Source organism: Staphylococcus sp. HMSC62D11 (genome assembly GCF_001839145.1).
Taxonomy (GTDB): domain Bacteria; phylum Bacillota; class Bacilli; order Staphylococcales; family Staphylococcaceae; genus Staphylococcus; species Staphylococcus lugdunensis.
Genome location: NZ_KV840177.1, coordinates 130486 through 151190 on the forward strand (window position 1 = coordinate 130486; position 20705 = coordinate 151190).

Consider the following 20705-nt stretch of genomic DNA (forward strand, 5'->3'; position numbering starts at 1 on the left):
ACTCCGACAGCGATGCGGACTCCGATAGTGATGCGGACTCCGACAGTGATGCGGACTCCGATAGTGACGCAGATTCCGACAGCGATGCGGACTCCGACAGCGACGCAGATTCCGATAGTGATGCAGACTCCGACAGCGACGCAGACTCCGATAGTGACGCAGATTCCGACAGCGATGCGGACTCCGACAGCGACGCAGACTCCGATAGTGATGCAGATTCCGACAGCGACGCAGACTCAGATAGCGACGCAGACTCCGATAGCGATGCAGATTCCGATAGTGATGCGGACTCAGATAGCGATGCAGATTCAGACAGCGATGCAGATTCTGACAGCGACACAGATTCCGACAGTGATGCAGATTCCGATAGTGACGCAGATTCCGATAGCGATGCAGACTCAGATAGTGACGCAGATTCTGACAGTGATGCGGACTCAGATAGCGATGCAGACTCCGACAGCGATGCAGATTCCGATAGCGACGCAGATTCTGACAGCAATTCCGGTTCCGACAGCAATGTGGACTCAGATAGTGATTCAGAAAATGATAATGTAGGTGTTGAAGTTGATAATAATTCTAATCAACGTGGTATATCAACAATGAAAGCTCAACATCAACATTATGACTCAAATAACACTACACAGAAAAACACAGATAAATCCTTGCCAAAAACAGGAGAACAGTCAGAACAAACTGGCTTTATATCAAGCATACTTCTATTTTTAGGTGGATTATTATTCTTAAATCGTCGACGTTCAAAAAAAGAAGATAAATAAAAGATAGTAAGATGGAAATGTTCTATTAAATATGTAATACTATTATAAATTTAAGCATTACGAATATGAATCTTATAAACTAAGTTACTATACGGGAGTGGAAATGAAAGTTAAAATAACTTTTCCAGCTCCCGTTAACTTATTTGCAGCTATATATTTAACAATTATTAAGTAAAATTATTTATTTGATAGTAGGAACTAAGTTATATAAAATGATATACTTAAGAAGTTGTTTATCAATATGATAGACAAGAGATTATTAAAATGAATACTGTGATGTAAATAGAAATCATTAAAACGGATATAGTATCAAAGTTAGCATTTTTCTTATATATATTTAAATTTAAAACGTGTTCTTATAAAATAATGCTAAGATAGCTAAACCATGAGTAATAAGTATTATGAAGGTTTATAAAATGAATTGACATTATATGTACGTTTTATATAGTATTTTTGAATAAGTAATGATTTTCAGCATGAAATCAAATAAATTATAGAGGTGTAGTTATTGAGCATATTAATTACAGTTGTATCATTTGCTATCGTATTTGGAGTGCTAGTGACAGTGCATGAATATGGGCATATGTTTTTTGCAAAGCGTGCAGGAATTATGTGCCCAGAATTTGCAATTGGGATGGGACCAAAAATCTTTAGCTTTAGAAAGAATGAAACGTTATACACGATTCGTTTGTTACCAGTTGGTGGCTATGTCCGTATGGCAGGTGATGGGCTTGAAGAACTGCCAGTACAACCTGGTATGAATGTTAAAATTAAACTCAATGAGCAAGATGAAATTACACACATTATTTTAGATGATCAGCACAAATTTCAACAAATTGAAGCTATCGAAGTTAAAAAATGTGATTTTAAAAATGAGTTATTTATAGAGGGTATTACAGCGTATGATGAACAACGTCATCACTTCAATATTGCGCAGAAAGCGTTCTTTGTTGAACATGGTAGTTTAATTCAAATTGCCCCTAGAAATCGCCAATTTGCACATAAAAAACCGTTACAAAAGTTTTTAACACTTTTTGCTGGGCCATTGTTTAATTTTATTTTAGCGTTAGTTCTTTTTCTTGGATTAGCTATGTATAGTGGTGCACCGACTACTATAGTAGACAAAACAATTGACAAATATCCTGCCCAACAAGCTGGTATTCATAAGGGAGATAAAATTCTTCAAATCGGCGGGCAAGACATCAAAAATTTTAAAGACATTCAGAAAACCTTAGATGGCACGAAAGCTAAAAGCACAATAGTAAAAATTGAACGCGATAATAAAACAAAGAATATCGAAATTAAACCTAAAGAATTTAAACAAAAAACTACTAAAACTAAAACACAATCTACATTTTTATTGGGTATTGCACCAACATATGACCATTCTTTACTACCATCGTTAAAATTTGGTGTAACAGAATTCTTCGATAAAGGAAAGCTAATATTCCAGGCTGTGGGTACATTATTAGCTAGTATTTTTACAGGAGACTTTACGTTTAATATGTTAAATGGACCTGTGGGTATTTATCATAATGTAGATACGGTAGTAAAATCTGGAATTTATAATCTAATAAGTTATACAGCGCTATTAAGTGTTAACCTAGGTATAATGAATTTATTACCAATACCTGCCCTTGACGGTGGTCGTATTTTATTCGTTATTTATGAAGCTATCTTTAGAAAACCAATTAATAAAAAAGCAGAAACAATGATTATTGCAGCAGGGGCTATTTTTGTCTTGCTTGTTATGATAGCAGTAACATGGAATGATATTCAACGCTATTTCTTATAATTATAGGAGGAGAAAGTCATGAGACAATCAAAAGTATTTATACCAACTATGAGAGAAGTGCCTGCTGAAGCTGAAGCTTTGAGTCATCAATTACTCCTTAAAGCGGGACTAATCAAACAAAGTACAAGTGGTATTTATAGTTACTTACCATTAGCAACACGTGTCCTTAATAATATTTCTAAAATCATTCGCGAAGAAATGGAACGCATTGATGCAGTTGAAATTTTAATGCCAGTATTACAACAAGCTGAACTTTGGGAAGAATCAGGTCGTTGGAGCGCATACGGTCCAGAATTAATGCGCTTAAAAGATAGAAATGGGAGAGAGTTTGCATTAGGGCCTACACATGAAGAGGTAGTTACTTCTTTAGTTCGAGATGAATTAAAATCATACAAGCGTCTACCACTTACGCTATTTCAAATTCAGTCAAAATTCCGTGATGAAAAACGACCACGTTTCGGCTTATTACGTGGACGTGAGTTTATAATGAAAGATGCCTATTCTTTTCACGCTGATGAAGCATCATTAGATGCAACATATCAAGACATGTATCAAGCATATGGAAGAATTTTTAAACGTGTAGGTATTAACGTGCGCCCTGTACTTGCCGATTCTGGTGCTATTGGTGGCAATCATACCCACGAATTTATGGCACTAAGTAAAATTGGCGAAGATACGATTGTTTATAGTAATGAAAGTGATTATGCAGCTAATATTGAAAAAGCAGAAGTTGTATATCAGCCACAACGTCAAGAAGAATCGTCAGCAGACTTAACTAAAATTGAAACACCAAATGTTAAAACTGCACAAGAGTTAGCAGACTTCCTACAGTTACCATTAAACGCCATTGTTAAATCAATGATTTTTAAAATAGACGGTGAATTTGTCATGATTCTTATCAGAGGTCATCATGAACTTAATGACGTTAAATTAAAATCATATTTTGGCACAGATGCTATTGAGATGGCAACAGAAGATGAAATTGTCAATTTAGTAGGTGCACATCCGGGTTCACTAGGTCCAATTTTTGATAAAGGTATCAAAATAATTGCTGATAATTATGTGCAAGATTTAACGAATTTAGTCATAGGTGCTAATGAAGATGGTTATCATTACATGAACGCAAATATAGGCAGAGATTTTACTGTAGATGATTTTGGTGATTTTCGTTTTATTCTTGAAGGTGAAATGTTGAGCGATGGATCTGGTAAAGCTCAATTTGCAGAAGGTATTGAGGTTGGACAAGTCTTTAAACTTGGCACTAAATATTCTGAAGCGATGAATGCGACGTTCTTAGATAATCAAGGAAAAGCACAACCATTAATTATGGGATGCTATGGCATCGGTGTTTCTCGTACATTAAGTGCTATTGTTGAGCAAAATAATGATGATAACGGTATTATTTGGCCTAAAACTGTAACACCGTTTGATTTGCATCTTATTACTGTAAATCCTAAAAAAGAAGAACAACAATCATTAGCAGATAATTTGTATCAGCAACTTAACGGTATGTTTGACGTATTATATGATGATAGAAAAGAACGTGCCGGTGTGAAATTTAATGATGCAGATTTAATTGGGTTACCTATTCGTATTGTTGTAGGTAAACAAGCAGCTGAAGGCATCGTTGAAGTCAAAGTTCGACGTACAGGCACAAGTGAAGATGTACATGTTGAACAACTTGAACAATACATTAAAGCTATTTATAACGAATTATAAAGTTTAAAAGTATAAATGACATAAAGCGGTGAAAATTCCTACTCATAGGTTTTCACCGCTTTTGATTGAACAAAGTACCTGGTTGTGTAACAAAAAGTTATTTTGCAGACATGAATTTTTTAAATTACAGTAGTATAATAAGAAGTAAATTTATTTTTGAATTATTAGCAAAAATTGATATTTTAACGTGATAAAAGTAATATTTTAAGGTGGTAGTTGTCTTGGCAATGACAAATCAAGAAAAATTTAAAGTACTTGCTGACCAGATTAAAATAGCTAATCAGCTTGAGCAAGATATTATAGAACAAGGCGAATTAATGCGTATAGATGTTTCGAAAAAGAACAGAACTTGGGATTTCCAAATTAAGTTACCACGTTTTTTATCTAAAGAAGACTATCTTATCTTTACACACGCAATAGTCGAAGAATTTAAAGAAATAGCAACTGTACAGTGGCATTTTACTATTGCTGATACTCATAACCAAGATGAATTTGCGATAAAATATTTTGATTATTGTATTGATCAGACAGCATTATCTCCAAAAGTTAAAGGACAGTTAAAGCAAAAAAGCCTAATTATGTCAGGCGATGTCTTGAAAGTGATGGTTTCTAATGACGTCGAAAGAAATCACTTTGACAAAGTTTGTAATGGGAGTTTGGTAAAGGCATATCAGCAGTGTGGTTTTGATATCAATAAAGTTGTTTTTGAAACAGATCATAGTCATCAAGATGAAAACTTAGCATCACTTGAAGCACATATTCAACAAGAGGATGAACAAAGTGCACGTGAAGCTACGGAAAAACTTGAAAAAATGAAAGCAGAAAAAGCGAAACAACAAGACAATAATGAAAGTACCGTTTCTAAGTGTCAAATTGGAAAGACAATACAAGTTGAAAATATTAGAACTATCGAATCAATTGTTGAAGAGGAATTTAAAGTTGCAATTGAAGGGGTTATTTTTGACATAAATTTAAAAGAACTTAAAAGTGGTCGTCACATAGTCGAATTAAAAGTTACTGATTACACAGACTCATTAGTATTAAAGATGTTCACACGTAAAAACAAAGATGACTTAGATCACTTTAAAGCTTTAAGTGTCGGCAAGTGGATACGTGCTCAAGGACGCATTGAGGAAGATAGTTTTGTCAGAGATTTAGTTATGATGATGTCTGATATTGAAGAAATTAAAAAAACACCTAAACAAGATAAATCAAAAGAGAAGCGCGTAGAATTTCATTTACATACTGCAATGAGTCAAATGGATGGGATACCTAACATTAATAGTTATGTTGCTCAAGCAGCCGAATGGGGTCACAAAGCGATAGCAGTGACGGATCACAACGGTGTTCAAGCATTTCCAGATGCGCATAGTGCAGCAGAAAAGCATGGCATAAAGATGATTTATGGAATGGAAGGTATGTTGGTAGACGATGGTGTGCCTATTGCATATAAACCCACGAATCGTGACTTAAAAGATGCTACTTATGTAGTGTTTGACGTTGAAACAACGGGTTTATCCAATCAATATGATCAAATCATTGAGTTAGCGGCTGTTAAAGTTTATGATGGTGAAATTATTGATAAATTCGAACGTTTTAGCAATCCACATCAAAAATTATCAGAAACGATTATTAATTTAACGCATATTACAGATGATATGTTGACAGATGCACCCGAAATTGATGAAGTATTGACAGAATTTAAAGAATGGGTTGGGGATGCTATTTTCGTAGCACACAACGCTTCTTTTGACATGGGCTTTATTGACACCGGATATGAGCGCATAGGTTTTGGACCTTCGACCAATGGAGTAATCGATACGCTTGAATTATCTAGAACGATTAATACAGAATATGGTAAACATGGATTAAACTTTTTAGCTAAAAAATATGGTGTCGAACTTACGCAACATCATAGAGCAATTTATGATACTGAAGCTACTGCATATATTTTTATTAAGATGCTTCAACAAATGAAAGAATTAGGTGTATCAAATCATAAAGACATCAATAAGAAGTTGTCGAATGAGGACGCGTATAAACGTGCACGTCCATCTCATGTCACACTGATTGTCCAAAACCAAGAAGGACTTAAAAATCTCTTTAAAATTGTTAGTGCATCATTGGTCAAATATTATTATCGTACACCTCGTATTCCAAGATCTCTACTTGATGAATTCCGTGAAGGTCTATTAATTGGCACAGCATGTGATGAAGGTGAATTATTTACAGCTGTAATGCAACGCGATCAATCGGAAGTTGAAAAAGTTGCGAACTATTATGATTTTATCGAAGTTCAACCACCTGCATTGTATCAAGATTTACTTGATCGAGAGTTAATCCGTGACACAGCGACGTTACATGAGATTTACCAACGTTTGCTTAAAGCAGGAGAACAGGCCAATATACCTGTTATTGCAACAGGTAATGCCCATTACTTAAATGAACATGATGGCATAGCGCGTAAAATATTAATCGCTTCACAACCAGGTAACCCATTGAATCGTTCAACTTTACCTAAAGCACATTTTAGAACAACTGATGAAATGTTAGATGAATTTCATTTCTTAGGAGAAGAAAAGGCATATGAAATCGTCGTTAAAAATACAAATGCTTTGGCTGATCGCATTGAACGTGTTGTACCGATTAAAGATCAGTTATTTACTCCAAGAATGGAGGGTGCAAATGAAGAAATACGTGAATTAAGCTATAGTAATGCCAAAAAATTATATGGTGAAGATCTACCACAAATTGTTATTGATCGACTTGAAAAAGAGTTAGCCAGTATTATCGGTAATGGTTTCGCAGTTATATATTTAATCTCTCAGCGACTTGTTAAGAAATCTTTAGAAGATGGATATCTAGTGGGATCAAGGGGATCAGTAGGATCAAGCTTCGTAGCAACAATGACTGAAATTACAGAAGTTAATCCGCTACCTCCGCACTATATATGTCCACAGTGTAAAACGAGTGAATTCTTTAATGATGGATCTGTAGGTTCTGGCTTTGATTTACCAGATAAAAAATGTGAAACATGTGGCAGTGAATTAATTAAAGAAGGTCAAGATATTCCATTTGAAACATTCTTAGGATTCAAAGGTGACAAAGTACCTGATATTGACTTGAATTTTAGTGGTGAATATCAACCAAACGCGCATAACTATACGAAAGTTCTTTTCGGAGAAGACAAAGTATTCCGTGCAGGGACTATAGGTACAGTTGCTGAAAAAACTGCCTTCGGATATGTTAAAGGCTATTTAAATGATCAAGGAATTCATAAGCGTGGTGCTGAAATTGATCGTTTAGTTAAAGGATGTACAGGAGTAAAACGTACGACTGGACAGCATCCGGGGGGCATTATTGTTGTACCAGATTACATGGATATCTATGATTTTACGCCAATTCAATATCCGGCTGATGATCAGAATTCAGCATGGATGACGACACACTTTGATTTTCATTCTATACATGATAATGTCTTAAAACTTGATATACTAGGGCACGATGATCCTACCATGATTCGTATGTTGCAAGATTTATCAGGTATTGACCCAAAAACAATTCCAGTTGATGATAAAGAAACAATGAAAATTTTTAGTAGCCCTGAAACGCTAGGTGTGACGGAAGAAGATATTTTATGTAAAACAGGTACGTTTGGGGTACCTGAATTTGGTACAGGATTTGTAAGACAGATGCTTGAAGATACAAAACCAACTACTTTTTCGGAGTTAGTACAAATTTCAGGATTGTCTCATGGTACAGATGTATGGTTAGGTAACGCCCAAGAACTAGTGCGAAGTGGTATATGTGATTTATCGGGTGTGATAGGTTGCCGTGATGATATCATGGTGTACTTAATGTACGCCGGACTAGAACCATCTATGGCATTTAAAATAATGGAATCCGTACGTAAAGGTAAAGGATTAACCGATGAGATGATTGAAACCATGAAAGAAAATAATGTACCAGACTGGTATTTAGATTCATGTTTGAAAATTAAGTACATGTTCCCTAAAGCACATGCGGCAGCATATGTTTTAATGGCAGTACGCATTGCTTACTTTAAAGTACATCATCCATTGTATTATTATGCAGCATATTTTACGATTCGTGCATCTGATTTTGATTTAATCACGATGATTAAAGATAAAGAAAGCATTAAAAATACTGTTAAAGATATGTATGCACGCTATATGGAATTAGGTAAAAAAGAAAAAGACGTATTAACAGTGTTAGAGTTAGTGAATGAGATGGCTCATAGAGGCTTTAGTATGCAGCCGATTAGTTTAGAGAAAAGCCAGGCATTTGATTTTATTATCGAAGGTGATTCTTTAATTCCACCATTTATTGCAGTTCCTGGACTTGGTGAAAACGTTGCGCAACGTATTGTAGAGGCGCGTAGTGAAGGTCCTTTCTTATCAAAAGAAGATTTAAATAAAAAAGCTGGCTTATCACAAAAGATTATTGATTACTTAGATGATTTGGGTTCTTTACCAGATTTACCAGATAAAGCACAGTTATCTATATTTGATATGTAATTGACGCACTAAATATTGTTACAATTTGTTTACTACAATTAGTTATGGTATACTTTAATTGTGTAAAAAATGATACTCAGGCAAAAAGAGTGGGCATATACCCGCTCTTTTCTATTTGCCAAAAAGGGAGGTCTGTATGAGCAAAATAACTGAAGAGGTAGAAACTCTTATTCAACCAGTGTTGGAAGCTTTAAATTATGAACTTGTAGAAGTTGAATTTGTGAAAGAAGGTAAAGATCATTTCTTACGTGTATCTATTGACAAAGAAGGTGGCGTAGATTTGAACGATTGTACACTTGCCTCCGAAAAAATTAGTGAAGTGATGGATGAGCATGATCCGATTAAAGAAATGTACTATCTTGATGTGGCTTCACCAGGTGCAGAGCGACCAATCAAAAAAGAGCAAGATTATCAAAAGGCAATCCAACAGCCTATCTTTGTGTCACTTTATGCACCTATCGAAAATAATAAAGAATGGCTAGGTATTTTAGTGGAAGTTACAGCAGAAACAATTACCATGGAAGTTAAAGAAAAAGCCAAGAAAAAACAAATTAGCATACCAAGAAATAAAATAGCAAAAGCACGTCACGCGGTAATGCTCTAACGTGATGAGGAGGAATAATTGTGGCAAGTAATGAACTATTATTGGCAACAGAATATTTAGAAAAAGAAAAGAAAATCCCAAGAGAAGTTTTAATTGATGCGATTGAAGCCGCATTAATAACGGCTTATAAGAAAAATTATGATAGCGCACGCAATGTTCGTGTCGAATTAAATATGGACGAAGGTACATTTAAAGTAGTGGCTCGCAAATCAGTAGTTGAAGAAGTTTCTGATCATAGAGATGAAGTGGATTTGAGCACTGCACTTGTTAAAAATCCTGCATACGAAGTGGGCGATATTTATGAAGAAGATGTGACACCAAAGGATTTTGGCCGCGTTGGCGCTCAAGCAGCTAAACAAGCTGTTATGCAACGATTACGTGATGCAGAAAGAGAAATCCTTTATGATGAATTTGTAGATAAAGAAGATGATATTTTAACTGGTCTTATTGACCGTGTTGATCATCGTTACGTTTATGTTAATCTAGGTCGTATTGAAGCCGTATTATCTGAAGCTGAAAGAAGTCCGAATGAAAAGTATATTCCTAATGAACGTATTAAAGTTTATGTCAATAAAGTTGAACAAACAACAAAAGGGCCTCAAATCTATGTGTCTCGCAGTCATCCTGGTTTGCTTAAACGATTATTTGAGCAAGAAGTTCCTGAAATTTATGATGGCACAGTAATCGTAAAATCTGTTGCACGTGAAGCAGGTGATAGATCTAAAATCAGCGTGTACTCAGAGAATCCAGACATCGATGCTGTAGGTGCATGTGTTGGTGCAAAAGGTGCACGTGTTGAAGCTGTTGTTGAAGAGTTAGGTGGAGAAAAAATCGACATTGTCCAATGGGATGAAGATCCTAAAGTTTTCGTTAAGAATGCTTTAAGTCCTTCACAAGTTTTAGAAGTTATTGTCGATGAAAGCAATCAATCAACTGTTGTCATTGTTCCAGATTATCAATTATCATTAGCTATTGGTAAAAGAGGGCAAAATGCGCGATTAGCAGCTAAATTAACAGGTTGGAAAATCGATATTAAATCAGAAACAGATGCACGTGAAGCAGGTATCTATCCTATTGTAGAAGCTGAAAATCATGCAGATGAAGCTGAAATTGAAATAGACGACGAATCAATTGAAACAACAGAAATAGATGCAGCTGAAGAATCCAAAAACACTGAAGAATAGGCTGGTGTATGTATCTTATGAAAAAGAAAAAAATACCAATGCGTAAATGTATCTTAACGAATGAGATGCAACCAAAAAAAGATATGATTCGAGTGGTTATTAATAAAGAAGGCGAGATATTTGCAGATGCTACTGGTAAGAAACCAGGGAGAGGTGCCTATGTTTCTAAAGTGGTTTCAGCTGTTGAACAGGCACAGCAAAAAGGCGTTTTAGAAAAGTACTTCAATGCGAGCAAAGAACAACTTGATCCGGTCTACAAGGAAATCATTCGACTTATATATAGAGAAGAGATACCTAAATGACTGAAGCTCAAATTATGAACTTTCTTGGCTTAGCCATGAGAGCAAGAAAAGTAAAGTCTGGTGAATCAGTTTTGATGACTGAAATCAAAAAAAAGACATTAACATTAGTCATCTTAGCTTCTGATGCATCTGATAATACAACAAAAACAATTAAAAATAAATGTCATAGTTATCAAGTTCCGTTGAGAGTATTTGGAACGAAAGAACAATTAGGACAAGCTTTGGGCAAAAGCGAACGAGTTAATATCGGAATCACTGATGCTGGATTTGCTAAAAAATTAGTGTCAATGATCGATGAATATCGTAAGGAGTGATTATATGAGTAAACAAAGAATTTATGAATATGCGAAAGAATTAAATTTAAAGAGTAAAGATATTATAGATGAACTTAAAAGTATGAATGTTGAAGTATCTAATCATATGCAAGCACTAGAAAAAGAACAAATCACAGCGCTTGATAAAAAATTCAGACCACAAAAACAACAGAATAATAAACAAGAAGCTCAAAATAATCACCAAAAATCATCTAATAAATCAACTCAAAAATCAAATCAACAACAAGGTAGTAAACAACAAGGAAATCAACAAACTAAGAACAATCAAAAGAAAAGCAATCAAAATAATAATAAGGGCAATAAAAATAATAAAAGCAACAAAAATAGTAAAAACAATAAAAATAACAAAAATAATACGGTTAAAAAACCAGTTGAGCCTAAAGAAATTCCATCAAAAATTTCATATACTGAAGGTATTACAGTTGGAGAACTAGCTGATAAAATGAATGTAGAGTCAGCTGAGATTATAAAAAAATTATTCTTATTGGGTATTGTTGCCAATATTAATCAATCTTTAGACGAAGATACATTAGAACTGATTGCTAGTGATTATGATGTTGAACTTGAAAAAGAAATAGTTATTGATGAAGAAGATTTATCTATTTACTTTGATGATGAACAAGAAGATCCTGATGCAATTGAAAGACCTGCTGTTGTTACAATTATGGGACATGTTGACCATGGTAAAACGACACTTCTTGACTCAATTCGTCACACTAAAGTGACTGCAGGAGAAGCTGGAGGGATTACGCAGCATATCGGTGCTTATCAAATTAAAAATGCTGGGAAGAAAATAACATTTCTAGACACACCAGGACATGCAGCATTTACAACGATGCGTGCTCGTGGTGCCCAAGTTACTGACATCACTATTTTAGTTGTGGCAGCTGATGATGGCGTCATGCCTCAAACAATTGAAGCGATTAATCATGCTAAAGAAGCAGATGTACCTACGATTGTCGCTGTAAATAAGATTGATAAACCAACAGCTAATCCTGATCGAGTTATGCAAGAATTAACTGAATATGGACTCATTCCTGAAGATTGGGGTGGCGATACCATCTTTGTACCGCTATCAGCATTAAGTGGTGAGGGTATTGATGATTTATTAGAAATGATTGGTTTAGTGGCAGAAGTTCAAGAATTAAAAGCTAATCCAAGTAAGCGTGCAGTTGGTACAGTGATTGAAGCTGAGTTAGATAAATCACGAGGGCCATCAGCTTCACTGTTAGTACAAAACGGTACTCTAAATGTAGGTGATGCCATTGTTGTCGGTAACACATATGGACGTATTCGTGCAATGGTCAATGATTTGGGCCAACGTATTAAATCAGCAGGACCATCCACACCAGTAGAAATTACAGGTATTAACGATGTGCCACAAGCTGGAGATCGCTTCGTTATCTTTAGTGATGAAAAGCAAGCGCGTCGTATCGGTGAAGCACGTCACGAAGCCAGTATTATACAACAACGTCAAGAAAGTAAGAATGTAACTCTAGATAACTTATTTGAACAAATGAAACAAGGTGAAATGAAAGATTTAAATGTCATTATCAAAGGTGATGTGCAGGGTTCTGTTGAGGCACTAGCTGCATCATTAATGAAAATTGACGTTGAAGGCGTTAATGTACGTATTATTCACACTGCAGTTGGTGCAATCAATGAATCAGATGTTACATTAGCTAATGCATCTAATGGAATTATCATTGGTTTTAATGTGAGACCGGATTCAGGAGCTAAACGTGCAGCAGAAGCTGAAAATGTAGATATGCGCTTACATCGTGTTATCTATAATGTTATCGAAGAAATTGAATCAGCTATGAAAGGAATGCTAGATCCAGAATTTGAAGAACAAGTCATCGGTCAAGCTGAAGTACGTCAAACATTTAAAGTATCTAAAGTAGGAACAATTGCAGGCAGCTACGTTGTTGAAGGTAAAATCACTCGTAATGCAGGTGTTCGTGTGATTAGAGACGGTATTGTTCAATTTGAAGGTGAATTAGATACATTAAAACGTTTTAAAGATGATGCTAAAGAAGTAGCACAAGGTTACGAATGCGGTATTACAATTGATAAATATAATGACCTTAAAGAAGGCGACATTATTGAAGCATTTGAAATGGTAGAAGTAAAACGTTAAATTTATCGAAAATAAATGATAATACAATTAAAAACTGTCAGCATTGAGTTGAACTATGTTGACAGTTTTTGAATATCAAAAAATTTATAAATTTATGTGTTAAATAGTACAATATAACTTAAAATAAACAATGATATTCACATGCAAAGACGTATTATGACTTTATTGAATTTTGAATAAATACAAAAATGGACAAAGAGGTGAACGATTTATGACTAATATGAGAGCTGAACGTGTAGGCGAACAAATGAAAAAAGAGATTATGGATATTGTTAATAATAAAGTCAAAGATCCAAGAGTAGGTTTTATTACTATCACAGATGTAGACTTAACGAACGACTTATCACAAGCTAAAGTATTTTTAACAGTACTTGGCAGTGATAAAGAAATTGATGATACATTTAAAGCATTAGATAAAGCAAAAGGTTTTATTAAATCAGAATTAGCAACTCGTATGAGATTGCGCATAATACCAGAATTATCATTTGAGTATGACAAATCCATAGATTATGGTAATAAAATTGAAAAAATGATTCGAGATTTGCATAAAAAAGATTAAAATTAACGTTAACATTTAAAAGCAACATTAAGGCAAGCAATTCGATTTTAAATACTCAACCTTCTATGATTTTTAGTAAAGACAGTGAGTATTTTAAAGCAGCTTGTCTTTTTTCTTGTAAAAATAATGTTCGAAGCGCTAATCATCAGTGTTATAATGTGAAAGAATAGCATTTATTATTTAAAAGGTGTGAAAATATGTATAACGGTATTTTGCCTGTACGCAAGGAAAGAGGACTTACAAGTCATGATGTCGTCTTTAAATTGAGAAAGATATTACAAACTAGGAAAATAGGCCACACGGGCACACTTGATCCTGAAGTTGATGGTGTATTGCCAGTTTGTATTGGCATCGCCACTCGAGTAAGTGATTATATCATGGATATGGGAAAAACCTATCATGCTACTGTGGCTATAGGGACAAGTACCACTACTGAAGATCAAACTGGAGATATATTAGAACAGAAAACAATAAATGTAGGAGAAATTACATCAGAAGCAATTGACTCGACCTTGTCTCAATTTCAAGGATGGATTACACAAATTCCACCTATGTATTCATCAGTTAAAGTTAAAGGAAAAAAGCTTTATGAATATGCTAGAAATGGTGAAACTGTAGAGCGTCCAGAAAGAAAAGTTGAGATAAAAAGCATACAACGTGTTTCAGAAATTCACTTTAAACAAGGCATGTGCTTATTTGATATAGATATTACTTGTGGTAAAGGGACATATATACGTACGCTTGCTACAGATATTGGCAAAGCATTAGGCTTTCCAGCACATATGTCACGCCTTACTCGAACATCATCTGGCGGATTTAATATAAGTGATAGTTTAACTATTGAGCAAATCAAAGTATTGCATGAGCAAGAACAGTTACAAGAAAAGTTGTTTCCTATAGAATATGGATTAAAAGGTCTACCTTCTATTGAAATATATAATGAGGACATCAAGCATCGTATACTTAATGGACAAAAGTTTCAGAAGTCTATGTTTTCTACAGTTATTCAACAACAAATTGTATTTATTGATGGTAGGACACAACAAGTTTTAGCTATCTATATTTCACATCCAGATAAGCCAAAGGAAATTAAACCAAAGAAAGTTTTTAATTAAAGGAGAAATATTAATGAAAGTGATAGAAGTAACGCATCCTATACAGCCGGAACAACTGATTAACGAAGATGTTGCGATGGCTTTTGGCTTTTTTGATGGTATGCATAAAGGTCATTTAAAGGTTTTTGAAACACTCAACGAACGTGCTGAAGCGCATAACTTGAAAAAAGCAGTTATGACATTTGATCCACATCCTTCTGTCGTTCTAAACCCAAAAAGAAAAAGAACTACATATTTAACACCTTTGACTGATAAATTAGAGATGATTGAACAACAAAATATCGATTATTGCATTGTCATTAATTTTTCTTCGCGTTTTGCTGATGTGACTGCAGAAGATTTTGTTCAAAATTATATTATAAATAACCATGTTAAAGAAGTGGTTGCTGGTTTTGATTTTACTTATGGTAAATTTGGCAAAGGAAATATGACAGTATTAAAAGAAATGGACGACTTTAATACGACCATTGTTGGAAAGCAAGAAATTGAAGCCGAAAAAATTTCTACTACTGCTATTCGTCAGGCTTTGCAAGAAGGTCATTTGCAAAAAGCTAACAATGAATTAGGTTATTTATACCGTTTAAAAGGTACCGTTGTACAAGGTGAAAAAAGAGGGCGTACGATTGGTTTTCCAACCGCGAATGTTCAACCTAGTGATGATTATGTGCTACCGAAAAAAGGTGTATATGCTGTTAGTATGGCTATTGGTGCAGAAAAGAGATTGTATCGTGGTGTAGCAAATGTTGGTGTAAAGCCAACATTCCATGATCCTTCTAAAGCGGAAATTGTAATAGAAGTTAATATTTTTGATTTTGATGAAAATATCTATGGTGAAAGGGTCATTGTTTATTGGCATCATTATTTACGACCTGAAGTTAAATTTGATGGCATTGATCCGCTAGTTGAACAGATGAATGAAGATAAAGCTAAAGCCCAATATTTACTGGCAGTTGATTTTGGCGATGAAGTATCATATAATATATAAAGTTGAGTTTTGTAAATAAAGACATCAACCAATATAATCCTTTATCTTGGCAGGTTGAGACTCCGACGCCTAGCTCAGATTGAGGTGTATACAAATTATAGGAGGAATTGATTATGGCAATCACTCAAGAACGTAAGAATGAAATTATTAAAGAATACCGTGTACACGAAACAGATACTGGTTCACCAGAAGTACAAATTGCTGTTTTAACTGCTGAAATTTCAGCATTAAACGAACATTTAAGTACTCATAAAAAAGACCATCATTCACGTCGTGGACTATTGAAAATGGTAGGTCGTCGTAGACATTTATTAAACTACTTACGTAGCAAAGATATTCAACGTTACCGTGAATTGATTAAATCATTAGGTATTCGTCGTTAATCTTAATACACTTTGAGGGAAGTTCTATTCACTTAGGGCTTTCCTTTTTTTATAGAAATAAGACAAATAACTATTATAAAAATTCAAAAATTAATGATATGATATATATATTAGAATGAAGAGAGGAGATTCATAATGTCTCAAGAAAAGAAAGTTTTCAAAACTGAATGGGCCGGCCGTTCATTAACAATAGAGACAGGACAATTAGCTAAGCAAGCTAACGGTGCTGTTTTGGTACGTTATGGCGATACAGTTGTCTTATCAACTGCTGTTGCGTCAAAAGAACCACGTGATGGTGACTTTTTCCCATTAACAGTAAATTATGAAGAAAAAATGTATGCTGCTGGTAAAATCCCTGGTGGCTTTAAAAAAAGAGAAGGTCGTCCTGGAGATGAAGCGACATTAACAGCACGACTTATCGATAGACCGATTAGACCTTTGTTTCCTAAAGGATATAAACATGATGTTCAAATTATGAATATCGTCTTAAGTGCAGATCCTGATTGCTCACCTGAAATGGCAGCGATGATTGGTTCATCAATGGCGCTTAGCGTATCTGATATTCCATTCCAAGGTCCAATTGCCGGTGTGAATGTTGGTTATGTAGATGGCAAATATGTTATTAATCCTACATTGGAACAAAAAGAGCAATCTCGTTTGGATTTAGAGGTTGCAGGGCATAAAGATGCTGTTAATATGGTTGAAGCCGGTGCAAGTGAAATCACAGAACAGGAAATGTTAGAGGCTATTTTCTTTGGGCATGATGAAATAAAACGTCTTGTTGAATTCCAACAACAAATTGTTGATCATCTCCAACCAGTTAAGTCAGAGTTTATTCCAGTTGAACGCGATGAAGCGTTAGTTAGTAGAGTACAAGCATTAACAGAAGAAAAAAGTCTTAAAGAAACGGTGTTAACATTCGATAAAAAACAACGTGATGATAACTTAGACGAGTTAAAAGCGGAAATTGCAGCAGAATTTATAGACGAAGCTGATCCTGAGAATGAATTGCTAATTAATGAAGTTCATGCAATTTTAAATGATCTAGTTAAAGAAGAAGTACGTCGTCTTATTGCAGACGAAAAAATCCGACCTGATGGGCGTAAACCAGATGAGATTCGTCCTTTAGAATCTGAAGTTGGTATTTTACCAAGAGCACATGGGTCAGGATTGTTTACACGTGGACAAACTCAAGCATTGTCTGTATTGACACTCGGAGCCTTAGGTGATTATCAAATTATTGATGGTTTAGGACCTGAACAAGAAAAACGATTTATGCATCATTATAATTTTCCTAATTTCTCAGTTGGTGAAACGGGTCCTGTAAGAGCACCAGGACGTCGAGAAATCGGACATGGTGCTTTAGGTGAACGCGCATTACGTCACATTATTCCGGATACATCTAAATTCCCTTATACAATAAGAATCGTGAGTGAAGTACTTGAATCTAATGGTTCATCTTCACAAGCATCCATTTGTGGTTCTACTTTGGCCTTAATGGATGCAGGTGTACCAATTAAAGCACCGGTTGCAGGTATTGCGATGGGTCTTGTTACACGTGAAGACAGCTATACAATCTTAACAGACATACAAGGTATGGAAGATGCCTTAGGAGACATGGATTTCAAAGTTGCTGGTACAAAAGATGGTATTACGGCAATCCAAATGGATATTAAGATTGATGGGTTAACACGTGAAGTTATTGAAGAGGCTTTAGAACAGGCACGTAAAGGTCGCTTAGCGATTATGGACCACATGTTACAAACGATTGATCATCCACGTGCTGAGCTTAGTGCATACGCACCAAAAGTAGAAATTATGCACATTAATCCAGATAAAATTAGAGATGTCATTGGACCTGGAGGCAAAAAAATCAATGAAATTATTGATGAAACAGGTGTGAAATTAGATATTGAACAAGATGGAACAATTTATATTGGGGCTGTAGATCAAGCAATGATTAATCGTTCAAAAGAAATCATTGAAGCGATTACACGTGAAGCTGAAGTTGGTCAAATTTATGATGCAAAAGTAAAACGTATTGAAAAATATGGTGCGTTTGTAGAAATATTCTCAGGCAAAGATGCATTATTACACATTTCTCAAATTTCAAAAGACCGCATTAATAAAGTTGAAGATGTCTTGAAAATTGGAGATACGATTAAAGTTAAAATCACTGAAATCGATAAACAAGGTCGCGTCAATGCCTCTCATAAAGTACTTGTTGAATAAGGTTCTGTTTTTTAAAACGAATTAAATCAATTAATGAAGTTTTAGGTAGTGTGCTAGACGCGCTACCTTTTCTATTTTTTAACCGGAGTTGAAATGGTTTTAATAGTGTACACAGCGTACAATTTAACTTATAATAATGAATGAGTATATATTTGGACGGGAATTTTTATAGGAGGTAACATTTTGAGTTTAATTAAGAAAAAAAATAAAGATATTCGCATCATACCCTTAGGTGGCGTGGGTGAAATCGCAAAGAATATGTATATCGTCGAAGTTGACGATGAGATGTTTATATTAGACGCCGGCTTGATGTTTCCAGAAGATGAAATGCTAGGTGTTGACATTGTTATACCGGATATTACGTATGTCCTAGAAAATAAAGCGCGTTTAAAAGGGATTTTCTTGACTCATGGACATGAACATGCCATTGGTGCAGTAAGTTATATTTTAGAGCAGTTAGATGTTCCAGTCTATGGATCAAAGCTTACATTGGCACTTGTTAAAGAGAATATGAAAGCGCGTAATATAAAGAAAAAAGTACGCTATTATACAGTTAATCATGATTCAGTGATGAAATTCAAAAATGTAAATATTACGTTTTTCAATACAACACATAGTATTCCAGATAGTTTAGGTATTTGTATTCATACATCATATGGTGCCATTGTCTATACAGGCGAATTTAAGTTTGACCAAAGCTTACAAGGAAACTATGCGCCAGATTTAAAACGAATGTCAGAAATAGGAGAGAATGGTGTTTTTGCGTTAATAAGTGATTCTACAGAAGCGGAAAAACCTGGTTACAACACACCAGAAAATGTCATTGAAACGCACATTTATGATGCATTTGCTAAAGCAAAAGGACGAATTATTGTATCATGTTATGCATCAAACTTTATTCGTATTCAGCAGGTGTTAAATACTGCTAGTAAGTTAAATCGTAAAGTTTCATTCTTAGGCAGATCACTAGAAAGCTCATTTAATATTGCACGTAAGATGGGATATTTTGATATACCTAAAGATCTCCTTATTCCAATTGATGAAGTTGAAAATTATCCGAAAAATGAAGTTGTTATTATCGCCTCTGGAATGGAAGGCGAACCTATTGAAGCATTAAGTCAAATGGCACGTAATAAACATAAAATTATGAACATTCAAAAAGGTGATTCAGTGTATCTAGCCATTACAGCTTCTGCTAATATGGAAGTTATTATTGGTAATTCTTTAAATGAGTTGGTTCGTGCAGGTGCACATATCGTTCCTAATAATAAAAAAATACATGCTTCTAGTCACGGTTGCATGGAAGAATTAAAAATGATGCTTAATATTATGAAACCAGAGTACTTTATTCCAGTACAAGGTGAATTTAAAATGCAAATTGCGCATGCTAAATTAGCTAATGAAACTGGCGTTGCTCCAGAAAAAATCTTTTTAGTTGAAAAAGGTGACGTCATGCATTACGACGGTAAAGACATGACTTTGAGTGAGAAAGTTACATCAGGCAATGTTTTAATTGATGGTATCGGTGTTGGTGATGTAGGTAATATCGTGTTAAGAGATCGTCATTTACTAGCAGAAGATGGCATTTTTATTGCTGTCGTAACGTTAGACCCTAAACATCGTCGTATCGCTGCTGGACCTGAAATTCAATCAAGAGGATTTGTCTATGTTCGGGAAAGTGAAGAACTTTTAAAAGAAGCAGAAGAAAAAGTGCGTGAAATCGTAGAAGCCGGTCTACAAGAAAAACGTATTGAATGGTCTGAAATTAAGCAAAATATGAGGGACCAAATTAGCAAGCTATTATTTGAGAGTACGAAACGTCGTCCAATGATTATACCAGTTATCTCAGAAATTTAATAAATTAGCTTCTAGTGAGTTGTTCACATTTATATAAAGAGGTTGGGTCGTATCACTTGAATTTGTACAATGATGCTATCAGAGTGTCGCAGTACATGTAGAATGATAGATGATAGTGTTATCATAATGTAGCCAGTCGGTTGCTTGATAAAGTTATCTATTAGTGAATATGTCGCCCTAC

Annotated in this window: 15 protein-coding genes; all 15 read left to right on the forward strand. The window is 34.8% G+C overall.

The genetic code is table 11. The annotated features are described in order from the left end of the window. The coding region (locus HMPREF3267_RS01530) for an LPXTG cell wall anchor domain-containing protein (RefSeq protein ID WP_141762957.1) at positions 1-776 on the forward strand (776 nt) is incomplete at its 5' end. 508 nt (positions 777-1284) lie between these two features. Next, positions 1285-2571 (forward strand): RIP metalloprotease RseP, encoded by a 1287-nt coding sequence (gene rseP, locus HMPREF3267_RS01535; RefSeq protein WP_002459282.1) that lies wholly within the window; start codon positions 1285-1287, stop codon positions 2569-2571. 18 nt (positions 2572-2589) lie between these two features. Continuing rightward, positions 2590-4290 (forward strand): proline--tRNA ligase, encoded by a 1701-nt coding sequence (locus HMPREF3267_RS01540; RefSeq protein WP_062077564.1) that lies wholly within the window; start codon positions 2590-2592, stop codon positions 4288-4290. A gap of 227 nt (positions 4291-4517) precedes the next feature. Further along, positions 4518-8828, forward strand: coding sequence for a PolC-type DNA polymerase III (locus tag HMPREF3267_RS01545; RefSeq protein WP_060795586.1), 4311 nt, complete (start codon positions 4518-4520; stop codon positions 8826-8828). A 136-nt stretch (positions 8829-8964) separates the two neighbouring features. Beyond that, positions 8965-9432 (forward strand): ribosome maturation factor RimP, encoded by a 468-nt coding sequence (rimP, locus tag HMPREF3267_RS01550; protein WP_002478277.1) that lies wholly within the window; start codon positions 8965-8967, stop codon positions 9430-9432. 20 nt (positions 9433-9452) lie between these two features. Then, on the forward strand, positions 9453-10616 hold the full coding sequence (nusA, locus tag HMPREF3267_RS01555; RefSeq protein WP_002459278.1) for a transcription termination factor NusA: 1164 nt from the start codon (positions 9453-9455) through the stop codon (positions 10614-10616). Between the two features lie 17 nt (positions 10617-10633). Then, entirely contained in the window at positions 10634-10918 is a 285-nt protein-coding gene (rnpM, locus tag HMPREF3267_RS01560; protein WP_037540354.1) for an RNase P modulator RnpM, read from the forward strand. Further along, positions 10915-11232: a L7Ae/L30e/S12e/Gadd45 family ribosomal protein gene (locus HMPREF3267_RS01565; protein ID WP_002459276.1), complete on the forward strand. Its 318-nt coding sequence runs from the start codon at positions 10915-10917 to the stop codon at positions 11230-11232. Before rnpM ends, HMPREF3267_RS01565 begins: the two co-directional genes overlap by 4 nt. A 4-nt stretch (positions 11233-11236) precedes the next feature. Next, the gene (gene infB, locus HMPREF3267_RS01570; protein WP_002478274.1) at positions 11237-13393 is read left to right on the forward strand and encodes a translation initiation factor IF-2; all 2157 of its coding nucleotides are present in this window, start codon (positions 11237-11239) and stop codon (positions 13391-13393) included. Between the two features lie 211 nt (positions 13394-13604). Continuing rightward, entirely contained in the window at positions 13605-13952 is a 348-nt protein-coding gene (rbfA, locus tag HMPREF3267_RS01575) for a 30S ribosome-binding factor RbfA (protein ID WP_002459274.1), read from the forward strand. Between the two features lie 197 nt (positions 13953-14149). Further along, on the forward strand, positions 14150-15067 hold the full coding sequence (gene truB, locus HMPREF3267_RS01580) for a tRNA pseudouridine(55) synthase TruB (protein ID WP_002478273.1): 918 nt from the start codon (positions 14150-14152) through the stop codon (positions 15065-15067). Between the two features lie 13 nt (positions 15068-15080). After that, complete coding sequence (gene ribF / locus HMPREF3267_RS01585) at positions 15081-16052, forward strand: riboflavin biosynthesis protein RibF (protein ID WP_002459272.1); 972 nt, start codon at positions 15081-15083, stop codon at positions 16050-16052. 113 nt (positions 16053-16165) lie between these two features. Then, positions 16166-16435, forward strand: coding sequence for a 30S ribosomal protein S15 (gene rpsO, locus HMPREF3267_RS01590; RefSeq protein ID WP_002459271.1), 270 nt, complete (start codon positions 16166-16168; stop codon positions 16433-16435). Positions 16436-16570: 135 nt separating this feature from the next. Beyond that, entirely contained in the window at positions 16571-18667 is a 2097-nt protein-coding gene (pnp, locus tag HMPREF3267_RS01595) for a polyribonucleotide nucleotidyltransferase (protein ID WP_062077568.1), read from the forward strand. Positions 18668-18850: 183 nt separating this feature from the next. Continuing rightward, positions 18851-20524, forward strand: coding sequence for a ribonuclease J2 (gene rnjB, locus HMPREF3267_RS01600; protein WP_062077570.1), 1674 nt, complete (start codon positions 18851-18853; stop codon positions 20522-20524). Positions 20525-20705: the final 181 nt, after the last annotated feature.